This is a genomic window from Spirabiliibacterium falconis (assembly GCF_014885015.1).
Lineage (GTDB): Bacteria > Pseudomonadota > Gammaproteobacteria > Enterobacterales > Pasteurellaceae > Spirabiliibacterium > Spirabiliibacterium falconis.
This window is the reverse complement of record NZ_JABMIJ010000008.1, coordinates 144,475-163,689: the sequence shown is the minus strand read 5'-3', so window position 1 is coordinate 163,689 and position 19,215 is coordinate 144,475. Positions and strand designations below refer to the sequence as shown.

General features: G+C 43.7%; 18 protein-coding genes. 8 read left to right on the top strand and 10 right to left on the bottom strand.

Going from position 1 to position 19,215, the window contains the following annotated elements; genetic code table 11:
* The first annotated feature begins 4 nt into the window (after nucleotides 1–4).
* Complete coding sequence (locus tag HPC40_RS05865; protein ID WP_208118555.1) at nucleotides 5–820, top strand: divergent polysaccharide deacetylase family protein; 816 nt, start codon at nucleotides 5–7, stop codon at nucleotides 818–820.
* A 14-nt stretch (nucleotides 821–834) separates the two neighbouring features.
* Here HPC40_RS05865 and metJ read toward each other — a convergent pair whose 3' ends face one another.
* Nucleotides 835–1,152: a met regulon transcriptional regulator MetJ gene (metJ, locus tag HPC40_RS05860; protein WP_208118554.1), complete on the bottom strand. Its 318-nt coding sequence runs from the start codon at nucleotides 1,150–1,152 to the stop codon at nucleotides 835–837.
* A 276-nt stretch (nucleotides 1,153–1,428) separates the two neighbouring features.
* Between metJ and coaBC the strand changes: the two genes are divergently transcribed.
* From coaBC to crp, 5 genes are read left to right on the top strand one after another with little or no spacing between them, the layout of a single operon-like run.
* Nucleotides 1,429–2,655, top strand: a complete 1,227-nt coding sequence (coaBC, locus tag HPC40_RS05855; RefSeq protein WP_208118553.1) for a bifunctional phosphopantothenoylcysteine decarboxylase/phosphopantothenate--cysteine ligase CoaBC — start codon at nucleotides 1,429–1,431, stop codon at nucleotides 2,653–2,655.
* A gap of 9 nt (nucleotides 2,656–2,664) precedes the next feature.
* Nucleotides 2,665–3,120, top strand: coding sequence for a dUTP diphosphatase (gene dut / locus HPC40_RS05850; RefSeq protein WP_208118624.1), 456 nt, complete (start codon nucleotides 2,665–2,667; stop codon nucleotides 3,118–3,120).
* A gap of 2 nt (nucleotides 3,121–3,122) precedes the next feature.
* The gene (gene slmA, locus HPC40_RS05845) at nucleotides 3,123–3,725 is read left to right on the top strand and encodes a nucleoid occlusion factor SlmA (RefSeq protein WP_208118552.1); all 603 of its coding nucleotides are present in this window, start codon (nucleotides 3,123–3,125) and stop codon (nucleotides 3,723–3,725) included.
* 7 nt (nucleotides 3,726–3,732) lie between these two features.
* Entirely contained in the window at nucleotides 3,733–3,951 is a 219-nt protein-coding gene (locus HPC40_RS05840; protein ID WP_208118551.1) for a YheU family protein, read from the top strand.
* Between the two features lie 37 nt (nucleotides 3,952–3,988).
* The gene (gene crp, locus HPC40_RS05835; protein ID WP_208118550.1) at nucleotides 3,989–4,642 is read left to right on the top strand and encodes a cAMP-activated global transcriptional regulator CRP; all 654 of its coding nucleotides are present in this window, start codon (nucleotides 3,989–3,991) and stop codon (nucleotides 4,640–4,642) included.
* A 119-nt stretch (nucleotides 4,643–4,761) separates the two neighbouring features.
* Here the strand turns inward: crp and glgP are convergent, their stop codons facing one another.
* The 6 genes from glgP to zapB form a co-directional block, all read right to left on the bottom strand.
* Nucleotides 4,762–7,203 carry a glycogen/starch/alpha-glucan family phosphorylase gene (gene glgP / locus HPC40_RS05830; RefSeq protein ID WP_208118549.1) on the bottom strand — a complete coding sequence of 814 codons (2,442 nt, stop codon included), beginning with the start codon at nucleotides 7,201–7,203 and terminating at the stop codon, nucleotides 4,762–4,764.
* A 34-nt stretch (nucleotides 7,204–7,237) separates the two neighbouring features.
* Nucleotides 7,238–8,674 (bottom strand): glycogen synthase GlgA, encoded by a 1,437-nt coding sequence (glgA, locus tag HPC40_RS05825; protein ID WP_208118548.1) that lies wholly within the window; start codon nucleotides 8,672–8,674, stop codon nucleotides 7,238–7,240.
* A gap of 69 nt (nucleotides 8,675–8,743) precedes the next feature.
* On the bottom strand, nucleotides 8,744–10,036 hold the full coding sequence (gene glgC, locus HPC40_RS05820; RefSeq protein WP_208118547.1) for a glucose-1-phosphate adenylyltransferase: 1,293 nt from the start codon (nucleotides 10,034–10,036) through the stop codon (nucleotides 8,744–8,746).
* A 56-nt stretch (nucleotides 10,037–10,092) separates the two neighbouring features.
* Nucleotides 10,093–12,072: a glycogen debranching protein GlgX gene (gene glgX / locus HPC40_RS05815; protein ID WP_208118546.1), complete on the bottom strand. Its 1,980-nt coding sequence runs from the start codon at nucleotides 12,070–12,072 to the stop codon at nucleotides 10,093–10,095.
* 19 nt (nucleotides 12,073–12,091) lie between these two features.
* Nucleotides 12,092–14,299 carry a 1,4-alpha-glucan branching protein GlgB gene (gene glgB, locus HPC40_RS05810; RefSeq protein WP_208118623.1) on the bottom strand — a complete coding sequence of 736 codons (2,208 nt, stop codon included), beginning with the start codon at nucleotides 14,297–14,299 and terminating at the stop codon, nucleotides 12,092–12,094.
* Between the two features lie 286 nt (nucleotides 14,300–14,585).
* Nucleotides 14,586–14,825: a cell division protein ZapB gene (zapB, locus tag HPC40_RS05805; RefSeq protein WP_208118545.1), complete on the bottom strand. Its 240-nt coding sequence runs from the start codon at nucleotides 14,823–14,825 to the stop codon at nucleotides 14,586–14,588.
* 199 nt (nucleotides 14,826–15,024) lie between these two features.
* Here zapB and glpX point away from each other — a divergent pair, with 199 nt between their 5' ends.
* Nucleotides 15,025–16,038 carry a class II fructose-bisphosphatase gene (gene glpX / locus HPC40_RS05800; RefSeq protein ID WP_208118544.1) on the top strand — a complete coding sequence of 338 codons (1,014 nt, stop codon included), beginning with the start codon at nucleotides 15,025–15,027 and terminating at the stop codon, nucleotides 16,036–16,038.
* Nucleotides 16,039–16,113: 75 nt separating this feature from the next.
* Here glpX and rraA read toward each other — a convergent pair whose 3' ends face one another.
* Complete coding sequence (rraA, locus tag HPC40_RS05795) at nucleotides 16,114–16,623, bottom strand: ribonuclease E activity regulator RraA (protein ID WP_208118543.1); 510 nt, start codon at nucleotides 16,621–16,623, stop codon at nucleotides 16,114–16,116.
* A 61-nt stretch (nucleotides 16,624–16,684) separates the two neighbouring features.
* On the bottom strand, nucleotides 16,685–17,614 hold the full coding sequence (locus tag HPC40_RS05790; protein ID WP_208118542.1) for a 1,4-dihydroxy-2-naphthoate polyprenyltransferase: 930 nt from the start codon (nucleotides 17,612–17,614) through the stop codon (nucleotides 16,685–16,687).
* 105 nt (nucleotides 17,615–17,719) lie between these two features.
* Between HPC40_RS05790 and tsaA the strand changes: the two genes are divergently transcribed.
* On the top strand, nucleotides 17,720–18,430 hold the full coding sequence (gene tsaA / locus HPC40_RS05785) for a tRNA (N6-threonylcarbamoyladenosine(37)-N6)-methyltransferase TrmO (RefSeq protein WP_208118541.1): 711 nt from the start codon (nucleotides 17,720–17,722) through the stop codon (nucleotides 18,428–18,430).
* On the opposite strand, the gene HPC40_RS05780 is transcribed toward tsaA, so the two are convergent.
* Nucleotides 18,427–19,185, bottom strand: a complete 759-nt coding sequence (locus tag HPC40_RS05780) for a class I SAM-dependent methyltransferase (RefSeq protein WP_208118540.1) — start codon at nucleotides 19,183–19,185, stop codon at nucleotides 18,427–18,429. The genes tsaA and HPC40_RS05780 overlap by 4 nt on opposite strands.
* Between the last annotated feature and the right edge of the window lie 30 nt (nucleotides 19,186–19,215).

Below are 19,215 nucleotides of genomic sequence, written 5' to 3'. Positions count from 1 at the left end.
TTTAATGAAAAAAACCGCACTTTGCTTTGCAACCGCACTTTTTGCCTTCAGTACACAAGCTGCTAAGCTAGCGATTGTGATTGATGATGTGGGGTATCGCAGTGATGACCTGAAAATTTACGCCTTACCGAAAGAGCTGAGTGTAGCGATTATCCCCTCTGCGCCTTATGCCACCGAGCGTGCCAAACAAGCATTTTCGCAACGGCGTGATGTGTTAATTCATCAACCTATGCAGCCGAAAGGTCAGCATAAAATAGAGTCTGAAGCATTATTAATTGGAATGACCCCTGCACAGGTGTCCGCTAAAGTTGAGTATGCCAAAAAGCGTGTGCCCTATGCGATTGGCATGAATAATCATATGGGCAGTGCCGCCACCGCTGACCGCACTTTGATGAACCATCTAATGCAAAAACTCGCACAGGAAAAATTGTTTTTTTTAGACAGTCGTACGATTGGATCGAGTGTGGCAGAAAAGGTCGCCAAAGCACATGGCGTAGGAGCATTGAGTCGCCATATCTTTTTGGACGATAGTGATGCACTTGCCAACGTGCAGCGGCAATTTCAACGTGCCATTCATTATGCAAGGAAACACGGTAGTGCCATTGTAATCGGGCATCCACGTAAAAATACGATTATGGTGTTACAACGCGGCATTGCGAGTTTGCCGAACGATATTCAGTTAGTGAGTATGGGAAGCTTATGGCGTAAGGAAAAAGTCGTGCCTGCGAAACCGTTTATTTTATTGTTTAATGACATTCCTGCAACCACATCACAAGAACCGTTTGAAAAAATCCCGCTCTTGCGTGGCGTGCCAAATTAAAGTGCGGTCGGAAATTAATACTCCCACTCATCAGGATTAATACCGAGCTCACGCATCACGCGTTTGGCTTGCTCTGGAATTTCATCGTGACGTTCTTTCATTAAGTCATCATCGGTTGGTAGGGGCTGCCCTGTGAATGCGTGCAAAAATGCTTCACAAAGCAATTCACTATTGGTGGCGTGGCGAAGATTACGAATTTGGCGGCGAGTGCGTTCATTGGTTAAAATTTCCAGCACTTTAATTGGAATTGAAACGGTAATTTTCTTAACTTGTTCGCTCTTTTTGCCGTGTTCTGCATACGGACTAATATATTTTCCATCCCACTGTGCCATCGTTTCGCCTATAAGCCATAGAAATAATGGGTTTATTGTAGCAAATATGAAAAAAATAACAATCTAGACGTCGAGACTGCCAAGTCACATATCCAAAGTGCGGTTAGTGGTGATGCGATGCTTTTGGATGAGGCTTGATAACAGGTAATAAAATTGAACTTGAGTAAAAACAATATGTTATTTGGTTTTTTTGTAAAGATTAATATATTGAGTTGTCCATTTTACTGTTAGCCGAACGCGCAATTTTGCAGTAAAATAAGCAAAAAAGAGGCTTAAATGAATAGATTAGCAGGAAAAAATATTGTTGTTGGCATCAGCGCGGGCATTGCGGCGTATAAAAGTATTGAATTTATTCGCCTGCTGCGCAAAGCACGAGCCAATGTGCGTGTTGTGCTAACAGAGGCTGCGCAGGCGTTTGTTACGCCATTGACGCTGCAAGCTATCTCAGGCAATAGTGTTTCGACTACATTGTTAGATCCCCAGGCTGAATTAGCGATGGGACATATTGAATTGGCAAAATGGGCAGATTGTGTGGTGATTGCTCCTGCCACTGCCGATGCGATTGCGCGTCTTGCCAGCGGTATGGCAAATGATCTGCTCACGACGTTATGCTTGGCAACACCTGCCCCACTCTTGCTTGCCCCTGCGATGAATCAGCACATGTTTGCTCATGTGGCGGTTCAAGCAAACTTGGCACAGCTCAAGGCACGCGGTGTGATGATAGTCGGACCAAATGCGGGTGAGCAAGCCTGTGGTGATGTTGGATTAGGGCGAATGGCTGAGCCAGCAGAGATCGTTGATCAATTGCATACGTTATGGGCTCAAGATGCACGGTTGACCGCACTTTCAGTGACGATTACAGCAGGTCCTACCCAAGAAGCCATTGATCCTGTGCGCTACATTAGCAATCATAGTTCAGGTAAAATGGGCTTTGCACTGGCGCAGGCTTTTCAGGAAAACGGTGCGCAAGTGAATTTGATTGCAGGTCCAGTTAATTTGCCAACGCCACAGGGTGTGACGCGTATAGATGTGTTAAGTGCCGATGAAATGCACCATCACGCATTAAGGTTGGCAACACAAAGTGCGGTTTTTGTCGGGTGTGCTGCAGTGGCGGATTATAAAATGGCGCAGGTGGCGGCACAAAAGCTGAAAAAAAGTGCCGAGCAGGATACCTTAACGCTGAACTTGGTAAAAAATCCTGATATTATCGCAAGTGTAGCGGCATTGCGTCAGCATCGCCCTTTTGTGGTTGGATTTGCTGCTGAAACCCAGCAGGTTGAGCAGTACGCTAAAGATAAATTACAACGTAAAAATTTAGATATGATTTGTGCTAATGATGTGTCCCAAGCGGATATTGGCTTTGGCAGTGCGCAGAATGCACTCAGTATATTCTGGCACGGCGGACAAGCGCAATTTGAACGGGCTGATAAACTGACAATAGCACGCCAGCTGGTTAGCTTAATTGCAGAACGTATGACACTACAAACACAAAGTGCGGTTTGAGAGAGAATGATGAAAAAAATTGATGTTAAAATTTTAGACCAACGTATTGGGCAAACATTTCCGTTGCCTGCGTATGCGACATCGGGCTCGGCAGGGCTAGATTTGCGTGCAATGATTGAGGCACCATTGACCCTTCAACCAGGTGAAACACAATTAATTGCAACGGGCATTGCGGTACATGTGGCAGATCCAAATCTAGCGGCGGTGATTTTACCGCGTTCAGGATTAGGGCATAAAAATGGCATTGTGTTGGGTAATTTGGTGGGGTTGATTGATTCTGACTATCAAGGTCCATTAATGGTTTCGCTATGGAATCGTGGGCAAGAGCCTTTTACCGTTGAGGTGGGTGATCGGATTGCGCAGTTGGTTTTTGTACCTGTTGTGCAAGCACAATTTAATATTGTGGATGACTTTGAACAAAGTGAGCGTGGTGCGGGCGGATTTGGGCATTCAGGTAAGCAATAAATATGAAAAAGCCGTTGGATAAACGCCCTATTAAAGAACGTAAAAAACAAGTATTGACGGTATTAGCGCACCTATTGCATTCAGAGCAGGGAATGGCACGGATTACTACTGCCCGACTTGCGCAAGAGGTAGGGGTATCTGAAGCCGCACTTTATCGTTATTACAGCAGTAAAAGGGCGATGTTTTCTGCGTTGATTGATTTGATTGAAGAAAATTTGCTTTACCGCATTCGTATGTCGCTCAAAACGGATACAGATACCGTTACCCGAGTGCATAATATTATGCAATTAATCCTTGATTTTGCACGCAAAAACCCAGGAATGACGCGCGTACTGAGCGGACATGCCTTGATGTTTGAAGATCCTGAATTAAAGCAGCGTGTTGTGAAGTTTTTTGATAGTCTTGAGCTACAATTTAATAATATTTTGCAGATGCAACGTTTGCGCAATGGAAAAGCATTTGCGATTGACGAAAAACTTATTGCCGCTCATCTTGTAACTTTTTGTGAAGGGCAATTTTTGCGTTATGTGCGCACGAATTTTCGCCGCAATCCTTATAGCGATTTTGAACAGCAATGGCCACTGTTTGCGTCCTTGCTAAAATAGGGGTAGTATGATAATACCGTGGCAATCGTTAAATTCACAGACCCTTGACAATGTATTAGAAAGCATTGTTCTGCGTGAGGGCACAGATTATGGTCTGCGAGAATTGAGTTTAACAGAAAAAACCGCGCGCCTGCGTCGTCAGTTGGAGCAAGGTAAAGTGGTGTTGGTTTGGTCAGAGCTACACCAGTCGTTAGACATAAAAGAGAAATCTTCCTTTGGGCAATAGTGCTTGAAGAAAGTGCAGTAAACTTATAGAGGTATTTATGCAAGAGCAACCAACAGCCCAAAAACAACAATCCAGCACCACCGATCCAACGCTAGATTGGTTTTTATCCCACTGCCATATTCATAAATATCCGTCTAAAAGCACGCTCATCCATGCGGGTGAAAAAGCAGAAACGTTATATTATTTGATCAAAGGCTCGGTTGCGGTTTCGATTAAGGATGAAGATGGCAAAGAGATGATTTTATCATATCTCAACCAAGGTGATTTTGTGGGAGAGATTGGTTTGTTTGAGCAAGAAAGTGAACGTACAGCGTGGGTACGGGCAAAAACGCCATGTGAAGTGGCAGAAATTTCGTATAAAAAATTCCGCCAGCTTATTCAAGTCAACCCTGAAGTATTAATGTATCTCTCAACTCAGCTTGCGCATCGTTTGCAGTATACCTCACGTCAGGTTATGAATCTTGCTTTTTTAGATGTTACAGGGCGCATTGCACAAACCTTATTAAATTTGGCTAAAATGCCAGAGGCGATGACGCATCCAGATGGCATGCAAATTAAGATAACTCGCCAAGAAATTGGGCAAATCGTTGGTTGTTCACGTGAAACAGTGGGGCGTATTTTGAAAATGCTAGAAGATCAAAATCTTATCTCAGCTCACGGTAAAACCATCGTTGTGTATGGCACGCGTTAAATCTAAAAGTGCGGTACAATCGTTGAAAAGGTGCTATTTATAGCACCTTTTTCATTACGATTTGCACTTGAGCATATGAAAAAGGGAACATAGAGGCTCCCTTTTTTATAAAGTGCGGTTTAGAGTTTCACTGGTTTTAAGTGCCAGATTTGATCAGCATATTCTTGAATCGTGCGGTCTGATGAGAAATAACTCATATTCACAATGTTCTGAATTGCCTTGGAAACCCATACATCTTGGTCACGGTAGAGTTCATCAATTTTTGCTTGCGTATCCACATAACTACGGAAATCCGCAAACGCTTGATAGAAATCACTAAATGGTGAGAAAGACTGATAACGGCCTGGTTCTTCAGGGTTGAAGAAACCACTAGTCACTTGCTGAATGGCTTCACGCAGCTCTGGATCATTTTCATAATATTGTGCTGGGTTATAACCATTGCGACGCAATTCTTCTACTTGCTCGACGGTGTTACCAAAGATGAAAATATTATCTTCCCCTACATTTTGTAAGATTTCAACATTTGCGCCGTCTAGTGTTCCAATTGTCAATGCGCCATTGAGGGCAAATTTCATATTACTGGTGCCAGAGGCTTCTGTCCCTGCTAATGAGATTTGCTCCGATACATCGGCGGCAGGAATAATGAGCTGCGCTAGACTCACGCTGTAGTTCGGAATGAATACCAGTTTGAGTTTGTCATGTACACGCATATCATTATTAATCACTTTCGCAACATCATTGATTAAGCGAATAATTTGTTTCGCCGCATAGTATGCTGATGCTGCTTTTCCTGCAATGATGAACACGCGTGGTGTCCAATCTTTTTCAGGATTGCGCAAAATCGCATTATAGCGTGCAATAATATGCAGTAGATTTAAATATTGCCGTTTATATTCGTGAATACGTTTGATTTGTACATCAAAAAGCGAGTCAGGATTAACGACAATGTTAAGATTATGTGCGATGTAGTTTGCCAATTTCACTTTATTGGCCTTTTTCACATCACGCACTTCTTGCATAAATTTTGGAAAATCAGCGTATTGTTTAAGCTCTTCTAAGTGGCTTAAATCTTTACGCCAAGCTCGCCCAATATATTGATCAAACACCGCCGATAGATCAGGGTTTGCAACACCAATCCAGCGACGTGGCGTGATGCCGTTGGTCATATTGCAAAAACGCTCAGGGTAGATTTTGGCAAAATCAGCAAAGATGGATTTAACCATCAAGTCTGAGTGCAATTTCGCAACACCATTAATTTTGTGTGAGGCAACTACGGCAAGCCATGCCATCCGCACTTTGCGTCCGTCATTTTCATCAATGAGTGATACACGGCGAATTAAATCAGGATCTTTGGCTGTATGTTCTTTGATGCTGTCTAGGAATTTTTCATTGATTTCTAAAATCAATTTCAAATGACGTGGCAAAATGGCCCCCATCATATCCACAGGCCACGTTTCAAGTGCTTCACCCATTAAAGTATGATTAGTATAAGAGAATACTTTTTGAGTGACTTCCCATGCGCTTTCCCATGTAAAGCCTTCTTTATCAATTAAAAGCCGCATTAATTCAGGAATGGCGAGCACAGGGTGAGTATCATTTAAGTGGATTGATACTTTCTCTGCGAGATTATCATACGTTTTGTATTCCCAGTAATGGCGGTGCAAAATATCTTGTAATGAAGCAGAGACTAAAAAGTACTCTTGGCGTAAACGTAATTCACGTCCTGCATAAGTAGAGTCATCAGGATAAAGCACACGAGAGACATTCTCAGAGCTGTTTTGTTGTTCCATTGCGGCGAAATAATCACCACGATTAAATTTATTTAAGTCGAACACATCTCCAGCGTTAGCAGACCACAAACGCAAGCTATTTGACATTTCAGTTTCATAACCTGGAATGATTTGATCATAGCCAAGTGCGGTGATTTGTGTGGTATCCACCCAATTACATTTGCCGTCTTGAGTTTCGCATTCAATGTGTCCGCCAAATTCAACAATATAGCGTTTGGTTGGACGTACAAACTCCCAAGGCACACCTTTTTCAAGCCACGCATCTGGACGTTCAACTTGTTGGCTGTCCACGATTTCTTGGCGGAACATACCGTATTCATAACGAATACCGTATCCCATACCAGGTAAATTTAAGGTGGCGATAGAGTCCAAAAAGCATGCAGCTAAGCGACCAAGCCCACCGTTACCTAAACCTGGGTCAACTTCTTTTTCGATAATTTCTTCAACATCGAGCCCTAACTCTTCTAATGCTTCACGCACAGTGTCATACACACCAACGGCCATCATCGCATTAGATAACGTACGGCCCATTAAAAACTCCATAGAGAGATAATACACACGACGACAGCCTTGGGATTGGGTTGCACGTTGTGTTTTTAGCCAGCCGTCAGATACTAAATCACGAACCGCTAATAGAGTTGCGTTGAGCCAGTCACGTTGGCTTGCAACACTTGGGTCACGTCCGATTGAATAGATTAATTTATAAACAATAGAGTTCTTCACACCGTCAACACTGTCTTGCGGAGTTGGGTGTATAATTGGATTAATCATTGGATTAACTTCCTTTTGATGAGTGTTAATGTCATTAATTAAATAAATTGTGATAAATTGCGGCGTATTTTTCAGCGGCAATTCGCCAACTGAAATCAGCTTCCATTGCATCAATACGAACTTTGTACCATTGCGGTTTAGCACGCCATAAGTTTTGTGCTTGCTCAAATGCCCAAATTAATCCTTGTGCATTGGCATGTTCAAATACGAATCCTGTGGCTGTTCGTTGTTTAATACTGTCCTTGTGGCTGGCAACGACTGTATCCGCAAGCCCGCCCGTTGCTCTTACTAACGGCAAGGTGCCATATTTTAACCCATAAAGTTGTGTTAATCCACAAGGCTCAAAGCGACTCGGCACTAAAATAACATCACCACCTGCAATTACTAGGTGAGACAGTTGTTCGTTATAACCGATTTCTACCCCAATTTGATCGGGGAAATTATGACGTAGCTGACAAAATGCTTCTTCAAAATAGTGATCACCCGATCCGAGTAAAATAAATTGCATATTTTCATTCAGCACCTGTGGAAGAGCTTCAAGCAGCATATCCACCCCTTTTTGTGCGGTTAAGCGGGTCACCATCACAAACACTTGGGCATCTTTATTTTCTGGTAAATTAAACGCACGTTGTAGGGCAAGTTTACACGCTGTTTTGCCTTTCATGTTGCCAAGTTGATAATTGGCAGGCAGAGCATTGTCGAGAGCAGGGTTCCAAATATTGTAGTCCACACCATTGAGCACGCCACTTAAACGCCCCTCATACATTAACGTTGACAGTAACCCTTCCAGCCCATAGGCATACTCTGGTGTAGTGATTTCATGCGCATAGGTTGGGCTGACGGCTGTTACATGATCGGCATAATAGAGCCCCGCTTTGAGATATGAAATTTGCCCATTGAGTTCCACACCATTGACATTGAACATCTCAAGGGGTAAACCAATTTCATACATATGATGAAAAGAAAACATACCTTGATAGGCGAGATTGTGAATGGTAAATACCGATTTGGCAGGACGACCTTTCGCAGCGAGGTAGGCACACGCCATACCCGCATGCCAGTCATGGGCGTGCACAACATCTGCTTTCCACCAACTATCTAGTCCAGCACCTAGCTCGGCACCGAACCAGCCCAATAGAGCAAAACGTTTGTAATTATCAGGATAATCGTTATACCACTGATCGTGATATGGATTGCCTTCACGTTGATATAAGTGCGGTGCGTCGATTAAGTAAATCCCTAGTCCATTGTAATCGGTATAACGTAATGTGACCCAGCCTGCAAACGTGGCAAATGTGCCAACCTCTGATGATGGCGGTAGTCCGCCAACAACGGCAGGATAGGCTGGCATTAGTACTCGTACATCATCGCCATTTTGCTGTTGTGCAAATGGCAATGCCCCCGTTACATCAGCAAGCCCACCGGTTTTGAGCAGGGGGTATAACTCCGAACAAACGTGTAAAATTCTCATAATCTATCCTAGTTTTTAGTCATGAAAAACCGCACTTTGTGTTTACATCAAAGTGCGGTTTTTTATCAGTTATTTTTCAGTATTTTCTTTTAGTTTTTTTAGCATACGATCCGTAACTAACACTACGCCACCTTTGCTGACGCGGAAGCGTTCGGCATCTAACTTGAGATCAACACCGATTTCCATACCTTCTGGAATTTCACAGTGGCGGTCAATAATCGCGCGCTTGATCACAACATTTTTTCCAATCGTCACTTCAGGTAAAATCACAGAATATTCAACTTGTGACCCTTCATTTGCCACAACATTATCAAATAAAACAGAATTGCTGATAACCGCATCGTTAATGATACAGCCACCCGCCACGATAGAATTATCTAACGCGCGTGCTTTACGCAAATGTTTGTAGAAAAATTTCGATGGGAATGTTTGTTTTGGTGTTGAGCGAATTGGCCAACGTTGATCGAAAATATCTAATTGTGGGTTTTCTGTAACCAAATCGATATTGGCTTCCCAAAATGCGTCCAGTGTACCCACATCGCGCCAGTAAATTTCACCTTCTGGGTTGCGTCCCATACAAGAGCGGCTAAATGGATGGGCATAGAGCACGCCTTCTTTGAGTGATTGGGGAATGATGTCTTTGCCGAAATCGTGGCTTGATTCAGGTTTGACAAATTCACGTTCTAAAATATCGTAGAGATAATCGGCATCAAACACATAAATGCCCATAGAGGCCAACGAGGTGTCTGGTTTGCCTTTCATTGTTGGTGGATTGGCAGGTTTTTCAATAAAATCCGTTACTTGTAGATTTTCATTAACCGCCATTACACCAAACTCAGTGGCTTTTTCTTTCTCTACCTCAATACAGCCTACGGTACATTTCGCACCGCTAGAGACATGATCAAGCAACATTTGTGCATAGTTCATTTTGTAAATGTGGTCACCTGCAAGCACTAACACATATTTTGGACGATAATGATTTTTCATAATATCGCAGTTTTGATACACCGCATCCGCTGTGCCACGATACCATGTGCTGTCGTCTAATTGTTGACGCGCAGGCAACATATCCACAAATTCATTGCGTTCACGTGGTAAGAATGACCAGCTATGTTGCAAATGGCGCAATAAAGAATGTGCCATATACTGCGTAACGACCCCAATACGGTTTAAATTGGAGTTAATACAGTTCGACAGGGCAAAATCAATAATTCGACAAGATCCACCAAAATATACCGCAGGTTTTGCACGCTTATCGGTTAATTCGTATAAACGTGAGCCTCTGCCCCCTGCCAAAATTAACACCAAAGTATCTTCTGTAATGCGTAACATACTTGGTGATTTTTTCAAAATCTCGTCCATAATTTTTTCCTCGTTAAATGCTATTATTAAAACGTTGCGCGGTAATACAACTTGATTTACCGAGTTAACACATAAACGCCAGCTTGCGGTACTGTTACACTCCGCCCGACTATCTCTACCTCACCAACCGCACTTTGCCATTGTCCTTCAGGTAAGGTATATGTTTGTGACTCATAAGTGCGGTTAATTAAAAGTAACCATTGGTTGTCCAGTTCAATTTGGAAACCAATTGAATGACTATCCTCCCACGCATGAATACTCATGGGCTGTGCGGCGCAATCCCACCACGTCACATTGTGCTCATCCCACCAATGTGACTGCTTCAGTGAAAAAATGCGTTTGCGCAGCGCGATCAATGCGCGCGTATAATCCAAAAGTGCGGTGTCTATTTTTTGCCAATTCAGCCAAGTGGTGGCGTTGTCTTGGCAATAGGCGTTATTATTGCCCTTTTGGCTATGCCCCATTTCATCGCCCGATAACAACATCGGCGTGCCATGAGCTAAAAGTGCGGTTGCCAACATACCACGCAGTGCCGCTTGGCGTTTCTGCATAATTTGCACATCATCACATTCGCCTTCATAGCCAAAATTATTATTGATATTATCGCTGTGCCCATCGCGATTTTCTTCGCCGTTGTCCCAATTATATTTTTGCTCAAACGTAACCAAATCGTGGGCGGTGTAGCCGTCATGGGAGCAAATATAGTTAATGCTGGTATAGGGGGATTTGCTCGCATTTTGGAAAAGATCACTGGAGGCACAAAAACGTTGTGCGAATGCGCCCATCGTGCCACGATAGTGCAACCAAAAGGCACGCATATCATCTCGAAAACGGTCATTCCATTCGGCAAAATAAGCTGGGAAGTTGCCCACTTGATAACCACCCCAGCCAATATCCCACGGCTCAGCGATGAATTTTTTATCACGTAAAATAGGATCATTAGCAATCAAGGCAAAAATCTCAGCGTCACGATTAAAGTGCGGTTCACGCCCGAGCACGGTTGCCAAGTCAAAACGAAAACCGTCCACATGGCACTCTGCAACCCAAAAACGCAAACAATCGAGTACCCACTGGCGCACATTCGGCTGGCTGATGTTGAGCACATTGCCGCAGCCCGTCCAATTGTGATAGTTACCTTGTTCGTCTAGCCAATAGTAATGTTTATTATCAATCCCGCGTAAACTTAAGGTTGGCTGGTGTGCGTCGGAGTCCGCAGTGTGGTTGAATACCACATCTAAAATAACCTCAATCCCTGCTTGGTGTAGGGTTTTTACCATCTGTTTAAATTCACGCAATGGTGCCGCCTCGTGTTTTTGGCTGGCATAGTCGCTTTCCACCGCCATTGGTGCAAGCGTGTTATAACCCCAATAATTACGTAAACCTTTACGTTGCAGATGCCATTCATCAGCATGAAATGCCACGGGCATAAGCTCAAGTGCGGTTATGCCTAAATTTTTCAAATAATTGACCGACACAGGGTGCGCAAGACCTGCGTAAGTACCGCGCAACCGCTCTGGAATGCACTCATTGAGCTGGCTAAACCCTTTTACATGCACTTCATAGATAATGCTGTCTGCCCACGGAATGTTTGGATGCTGGTCGTCTTGCCAATCAAACTCATCCTGCACCACAATGCCTTTCGGTGCGACTGCGCTGTTGTCGAGATCGTTGCTGAAATCAAATAATGGTAGCGTGCTATCATCAAAGTGCGGTTTATGTGATACTGCTTTGGCGTATGGATCGAGTAGTACTTTTTGTGGATTGAAATACAGACCTTGTGCTTTGTCGCTATTGCCATGAACACGAAAGCCATAATGCACCGCACTTTGCATTCCCACTAAAAAAACGGTCCAAATGGCATTTTCATTGCGTTGCATACGAAAACGATGCTCACGTCCACTACGCGAAAATAGGCATAATTCCACCAAGGTTGCATGCGCCGAAAAAAGCGCAAAATTAATACCTTCAATGCCATCAATTACTTGGTGTGATGCCCCTAGCGGCGAACTCACACCTGTTTTTACACGCCCAATCATCGACAACACTCCAATGTATTTAGGCTTCAGTTTCGGTTATATCTTCCCGTTGCAGATAAATGGTTGCTAACGGTGGAATAGTTAAATTCAATGAGTAGGCCTTACCATGGCTTTCCACGTCTTCGGTGCGGCATACGCCCAAATTACCCATATTAGAGCCACTGTAATAGCTGGAATCCGTATTGAGCACTTCAAGATATTCCCCAGCTTGGCGAACACCAATGCGATAATTTTCGCGTGGTACAGGCGTGAAGTTGCTGATCACAACCACTTCGTTGCCATCTCGGTCACGGCGGGCAAACGCAAATACGGAATTTTGTGCATCATCAACGACAAGCCATTCAAATCCCTCTGGATCAAAGTCGAGCTGATAAAGGGCAGGTGTGGCTTGATAAAGATGATTTAAATCTTTCACTAAATTTTGTACGCCTTTGTGCCATGTGCCGCCATGGGCTTCATCAAGCAAGAACCAATCCAAACTTTCTTGATAATTCCACTCACGGCCTTGCGCAAATTCATTACCCATAAACAGCAATTTTTTGCCAGGATGCCCCCACATATAGCCATAATAAGCACGTAAGTTGGCGAATTTTTGCCACGCATCACCTGGCATTTTATCAAGTAATGAACCTTTTCCATGCACCACTTCATCATGAGAAAGCGGCAGGATAAAGTTCTCAGTGTAGTTATATAACATACCAAAGGTGAGTTTATCGTGGTGATATTGACGATAAATCGGATCCAATTTCATATAGGAAAGAGTGTCATTCATCCAGCCCATATTCCATTTATAATGAAAGCCTAACCCTCCCATTTCTGGCGGGTTTGTGATGCCTGGGAATGATGTGGATTCTTCCGCAATCGTTGCTGCACCCTCCATTTCATTGCCAATGACATAGTTGGTATGTTTTAAAAACTCGATGGCTTCAATGTTTTCACGACCGCCATATTGATTAGGAATCCATTCACCCTCTTTGCGTGAATAATCACGATAAATCATTGATGCGACAGCATCGACTCGTAAACCGTCTAATCCAAAACGCTCAAGCCAATAAAGCCCGTTGCCCGCGAGGAAGTTTTTCACTTCATTGCGTCCATAGTTATAAATTAGCGTGTTCCAATCTTGATGATACCCTTCGCGAGGATCGGCATGTTCATAAAGTGCGGTTCCGTCAAAATAAGCAAGCCCATGGGTATCGCTTGGGAAATGCCCTGGCACCCAATCTAAAATCACATTAATGCCTTCATCGTGTGCACGTTGAATAAAGTGTAATAATTGCTGCGGCGAGCCAAAACGGCTAGTTGGAGAATAAAGCCCTAATGGCTGGTAACCCCATGAGCCATCAAATGGAAACTCATTAATTGGCATCAGTTCAATGTGGGTGAAGCCCATTTCTTTAACATAGGGAATCAGCTCGTCAGCAAGCTGATCATAATTGAGCCAAAAATTGTTTTCCAGATTGCGTCGCCATGAACCCAAATGCACTTCATAAATGGATACTGGCGCATCAAAGGCATTCGTTTTTTTACGTTTTTCCGTCATCGGAACAATGTCAGGCAACGCACTTACTTGCGATGCGGTATCGGGACGTAATTGAGAAGCAAATGCAAACGGATCGGCTTTTAGGCGAATATTATCGTTTGCATCTAATAATTCATATTTATACAGCTCACCAAGTGCTACTTTGGGAATAAAAATTTCCCATAATCCATTTTCTGGATGAAAACGCATCGGATGACGTCGTCCATCCCAAAAGTTAAAATCGCCCACCACAGACACCCGTTTCGCATTAGGTGCCCATAAAATAAAGTTTACTCCAGCGACGCCATCTATTTCAGTGAAATGTGCACCGAGTTTTTCATAGGGGCGATAGTGTGTGCCTTCGGCGAGCAACCAGTTATCCAGATCGGATAACAGTGGGCGAAAACGGTAAGGATCTTCCACTAATTGGCTTTCATGCCCCCAATGTACATTGAGTTGATAGGCAAAAAAATCATGGCGTTTTGGAATAATGACAGCAAAAAAGCCATCGTCGTGCAACCGCTCCATGTCCACAATGTCGGTTTGGCTTTCTTTATCAATAATGGTAACGCTAGAGGCATCTGGCATGAGCACGCGGATTTCAATGCCGTTATCAGTTTCGTGCATACCAAGGACAGAAAAAGGATCGGAATGTTTCCCGTTTAAAAGTGCATCTATTGTTGCAAAATCAACCAAAGTACCCATCATTATCTCCACATCAAGATCATATAACGGTCAGCACCATTGTGTTTACAATGTAAAGTGCGGTTTGCTTGATTTTATTGTATGAACCCGTTAACCGCACTTGCGCTAACTCTTTAAGGTTAACGACAGAGTGGCATAATCAGAAAAAAGATACAATCTGGAAGGTTTAAAATTCAGGCGTAGATCACAATATTTTTTATATTTAAATTAATCTTGTAAAGAAGCTGTTACATTTCGCGAGAGATAAAAAAACCGAGTTAAAAACTCGGTTTAGGCAGTAGATAGATTAAACGTTATCGATTTGTCCGAGTAACGACCGCACTTTATCTTCCCAATTTTTGCGTTCTTCGTGGAGGCGATCTTTTTCACGGTTAAGATTTTCACGCTCTTCACGTACTTGATTCAATTCGTTTTGTAGCTGATCGTGTTTGCCTTTCAACTCTTCTAATTCGAGTTGTTGTAATTGAATAGTTTCCACTGCTTGTTTAATTTTTTGATCCAATTGTTCGAGCAAGTCAAAAGACATAATGTAAATCCTCTTATGTGATAATGAATATTAATGGCTATTCTAACGCAGATACAAGAATATTTCACATAGAAATTGCACGAAGAATTAAGACGAAATCTATTACATAAAATTGAAACAATATGCTAAAATAAATTTTTGTGTGGATAACCCCTATCCCATCGGCTAAAACGTAACCCAACCATAAGGCACACAAAAAATGAAAAGAGCCCTCGCAATTGAATTCTCCCGCGTAACAGAAGCAGCAGCCCTTGCTGGGTTTGCTTGGCTTGGTCGTGGCAACAAAAATGCAGCAGACGATGCAGCCGTGAAAGCCATGCGTTTAATGCTCAACCAAATTGAAATTGACGGTAAAATTGTCATCGGTGAAGGAGAAATTGATGAAGCCCCAATGCTTTATATCGGCGAAAAAGTGGGGAAAGGCGGTATTGATGATGTCTGTATTGCCGTTGATCCGATTGAAGGTACTCGAATGACGGCAATGGGGCAAGCTAATGCGCTTTCAGTGCTGGCTGCTGGCGGTCCGAACACTTTTATTGGTGCCCCCGATATGTATATGGAAAAATTAGTTGTCGGTCCAGACGTGAAAGGTATGATTGATCTGAACTTGCCGCTTGAGCAAAATTTGCGTCGTGTTGCGTCCAAATTGGGCAAGTTATTATCACAATTAACGGTTGTGACCTTGGACAAGCCTCGCCACCACGCGGTGATTGCAAACATGCAGCAGCTTGGTGTAAAAGTCCTGGCCATTCCAGATGGCGATGTAGCTGCATCCATTTTATGTTGCTTGCCTGATAATAATGTCGATATGCTTTACGCCATAGGTGGCGCGCCTGAAGGCGTGGTTGCAGGTGCAGCAATTCGTGCACTGGGTGGTGATATGCAAGTGCGGTTTTTGCCTCGTGATCACGTTAAAGGCGATAGTGAAGAAAATAAAGCCATTGCAGCCAAAGAGCGTGCGCGTTGCCAAGAAATGGGTGTGCCTGTTGGGGAAGTGTTAACGCTAGAGCAGATTGTGCGAGATGATAATTTGGTGTTCTCAGCAACAGGCATTACCAATGGCGACTTGCTTAAAGGCATTCATCGCAAAGGCGATGTTGCTACCACCGAGACATTACTCATTCGCGGGCGTTCACGCACCATTCGTCGCATTCAATCGTTCCACTATTTAAATCGTAAAGATAGCGAACTATACCGTTTAATTGGGAACTAATAAAAAAACCGCACTTTACTCGTGCGGTTTTTTAGAATGGCGTAGCATAAAAGTGCGGTTAAACCGCACTTTGTATTATTCGTCCTCGTCATCTTCGTCTGGATTTAAATCTAATGGCTCTGGCGATAAGATAATGCCTGTTAAATCCGCATAAACGTTATCTTCTGGTAAAAAGGTAACGCCTCCAAAATTGACAGGAATATCACTATCGCCAATGGTACGTTCATCTGCCGAAACAGGGATGGGGGCAAGCGCGTGAATGCCGATGTCCAAATTTTCGAGTACATCCAGTTGACGCACCGCACCATAGACAATAATGCCTTCCCACTCATTTTCTAGGGCTAGTTGCGCAAGATAACCATCAATTAATGCACGACGCACCGAACCACCACCGTCGACCAACAAGACACGCCCACGCCCATCTTCTTCTAAAATCTCTTCAATTAAGCCGTTGCTTTCAAAGCATTTAACGGTGCTAACCTTGCCATAAAATGAGGTGCGTCCACCAAAGCTGGAAAAAATGGGTTCAACCACATCAATTTGATCTTGGTAGATGTCGCATAATTGTGATGTATCAATACGCATAGTTGTGTCCTTTTTAATCAACAATGGTTGTTAGTATAAACGTGATTGGGGTAAATTGCCATTAAAACCCGTTAACACTGCTTAGCACGATGCCAAGACTAAAGAGCACGTTGGTCAAGAGTGCCAACAGCGACATTTGTGCCAGCATCGGGCGTAGTTGTTCTGATGCTTTGGCACGGAATACACTGCGTAAATGCCGCAATAACAAAGGGGACGCTAACAGACACAACAGCATTGACATCCCTAATGCCAAGGCATAAAACAGACCGAGATAGACATAAATTGCCAATGCCCCCATCACTAATACGGCATGGTATCGCTTGGCATTTTTCATCTCAAGACGCACGGCTAGCGTGTTCTTTCCTGCCAGTTTATCTTGTTCAATATCCCGCAAGTTATTAATGTTTAACACCGCTGTTGCCAGCAAACCTGTGGCCGTGGCGGCGAGAAAAATCGGCGGACCAATAAAATAATGGGTTTGCAAATAATAGGTGCCACCCACGCCAATCCAGCCAAAAAAGGTCAAGACCGAAATATCACCAAGACCAATATAACCATAAGGTTTTTTGCCTACGGTGTATGTGATCGATGCCAATACTGCCAATGCCCCAAGAGCCACAAATGCGAGCAGGTCTTGCCAAGTTCGACAGGCGACAATAATTAACGTGAGACCTGATAAACAGGCTAAAATAGCCACCGTTATGAGCCCCCATTTGAGCTGGGAGGCGTTAATTAAGCCTTGCTGAATGCCGCGCAAGGGTCCAATGCGATCTGCGGTATCAGAGCCTTTTTGATGATCGCCATAATCGTTAGCGAAATTTGATAATACTTGTAATAAAAGTGCGGTCATCACCGACCAAAATAAAATGGCACCATTAAAATGCCCATCGGCATAGCCTAGAGCCGTGCCAGTAAGAATTGACGCTAATGCCAATGGTAGCGTTTTAGGGCGTGCGGTGGATAGCCACACCGCAATCTGAGATTTCTTCATATCTAACTTTTAACAAACGACATTAATCAATAAAAACGGTATTATACGCATAAATTAAGACATGCGTATTGACCTAACAAGGTATTTTATTCATTTAGGAGCGTTATGACCGCACTTTGCTTGGAGCCCATTGCCATCGCTCACACCCCATATAATGAAAAATTCTCCGTGCCACGCCAAGCACAACTTAGCCGTTATGGTAAAGGCGAAATTGAGTTGTTGCCGCCTTATGACAGCCCCGAATGCGTGCGCGGCTTAGAACAATTTAGTCATTTATGGCTGATTTTTCAGTTTGATAAAATTCCGCAGCACAAATGGAGCCCGACTGTGCGTCCGCCACGCTTAGGCGGCAATCAACGCATTGGTGTATTTGCCACCCGAGCCACGCATCGTCCTAATCCGCTTGGGCTCTCGGTGGTGGCATTGGAAAATATTTCTGTGCAACAAGGCAAAGTGCGGTTGTGTGTCGGCGGCATTGACTTGGTGAATGGCACACCGATTTTCGACATTAAACCCTATATCGCGTATGCAGACAGTCAGCCAACGGCAAAGTGCGGTTTTGCTCAACAACCGCCCATGCCACAAATTGAGGTTAATTTCAGCGAACAGTCTTATGCCTTTTTGCACAGCCCAATGGCACAAGCGTATCCTCATTTACACGACTTTATCATTGAACTGATCGCCCAAGACCCGCGCCCTGCGTATCACAAAGGTCGTATTCAGCGTGAATATGGCTTAAGTATTTGGGCATTTAATGTGCGTTTTACCTTTCTCAATGAACAGCGTGCTCTCGTGCTGAACATCACCGCACGTTAGGGCTTTTCACTACATAATGCAATAAAGTTCAAACGCTTATCTTTATCGTTGAATAACGTAAACATTTTTTTGAATGTGGCACGATTTTCAGCACGCAGTGCATTACGCACAATACGCAATGTGCCTAAAACGCCCTCGTCATAAAGCATTCCACGTGGTGAAAGCAATGTCATATCCCCTTTAATATGGGAAGTGCGGGCAAAGCCACAGTCGAGAAAAAGCTGCTGCCAATCGTGTTCACTCAATGGTGTTACCGTAATATTAATCGCATTTCGCAGTGCTGCAATAATGTCGTTGTCGTGTTCACGTGTGAGCATCACATCGTGTGTTAATAGCCGCCCACCCGGTTTTAATACCCGAAAATATTCACGCACCGCTTTTTGTTTTGCCTCAAGGGGCAGCATGGTTAGCATGGCCTCATTAATGACCACATCGAAGGAATTATCTGCAAAAGGCAACTTGGTTGCGTTAGCACGCTGAACATGAATCAGATTGCTCAAACCGCACTTTTCAATGTTCGCACGTGCTTTAGCCAACGCATTTTCGTCTAAATCTACGCCCGTGATCTGGCAGCCATAATGCTGGGCAAGGTTGATTGCCGTTGTTCCCATATTACACGCCACTTCCAGCACCGCACTTTGAGCATTAAATTGCCCCTGCGAAAATAACCATTCTGTCGCTTTACGCCCACCTGGACGCAACCGCTTTTTCCCCAAACGTGCCAAAAAATTATGCCCAACTTCGTCTTTTTTCATAACGCCACCATTAAGATGAAATAAAAATAC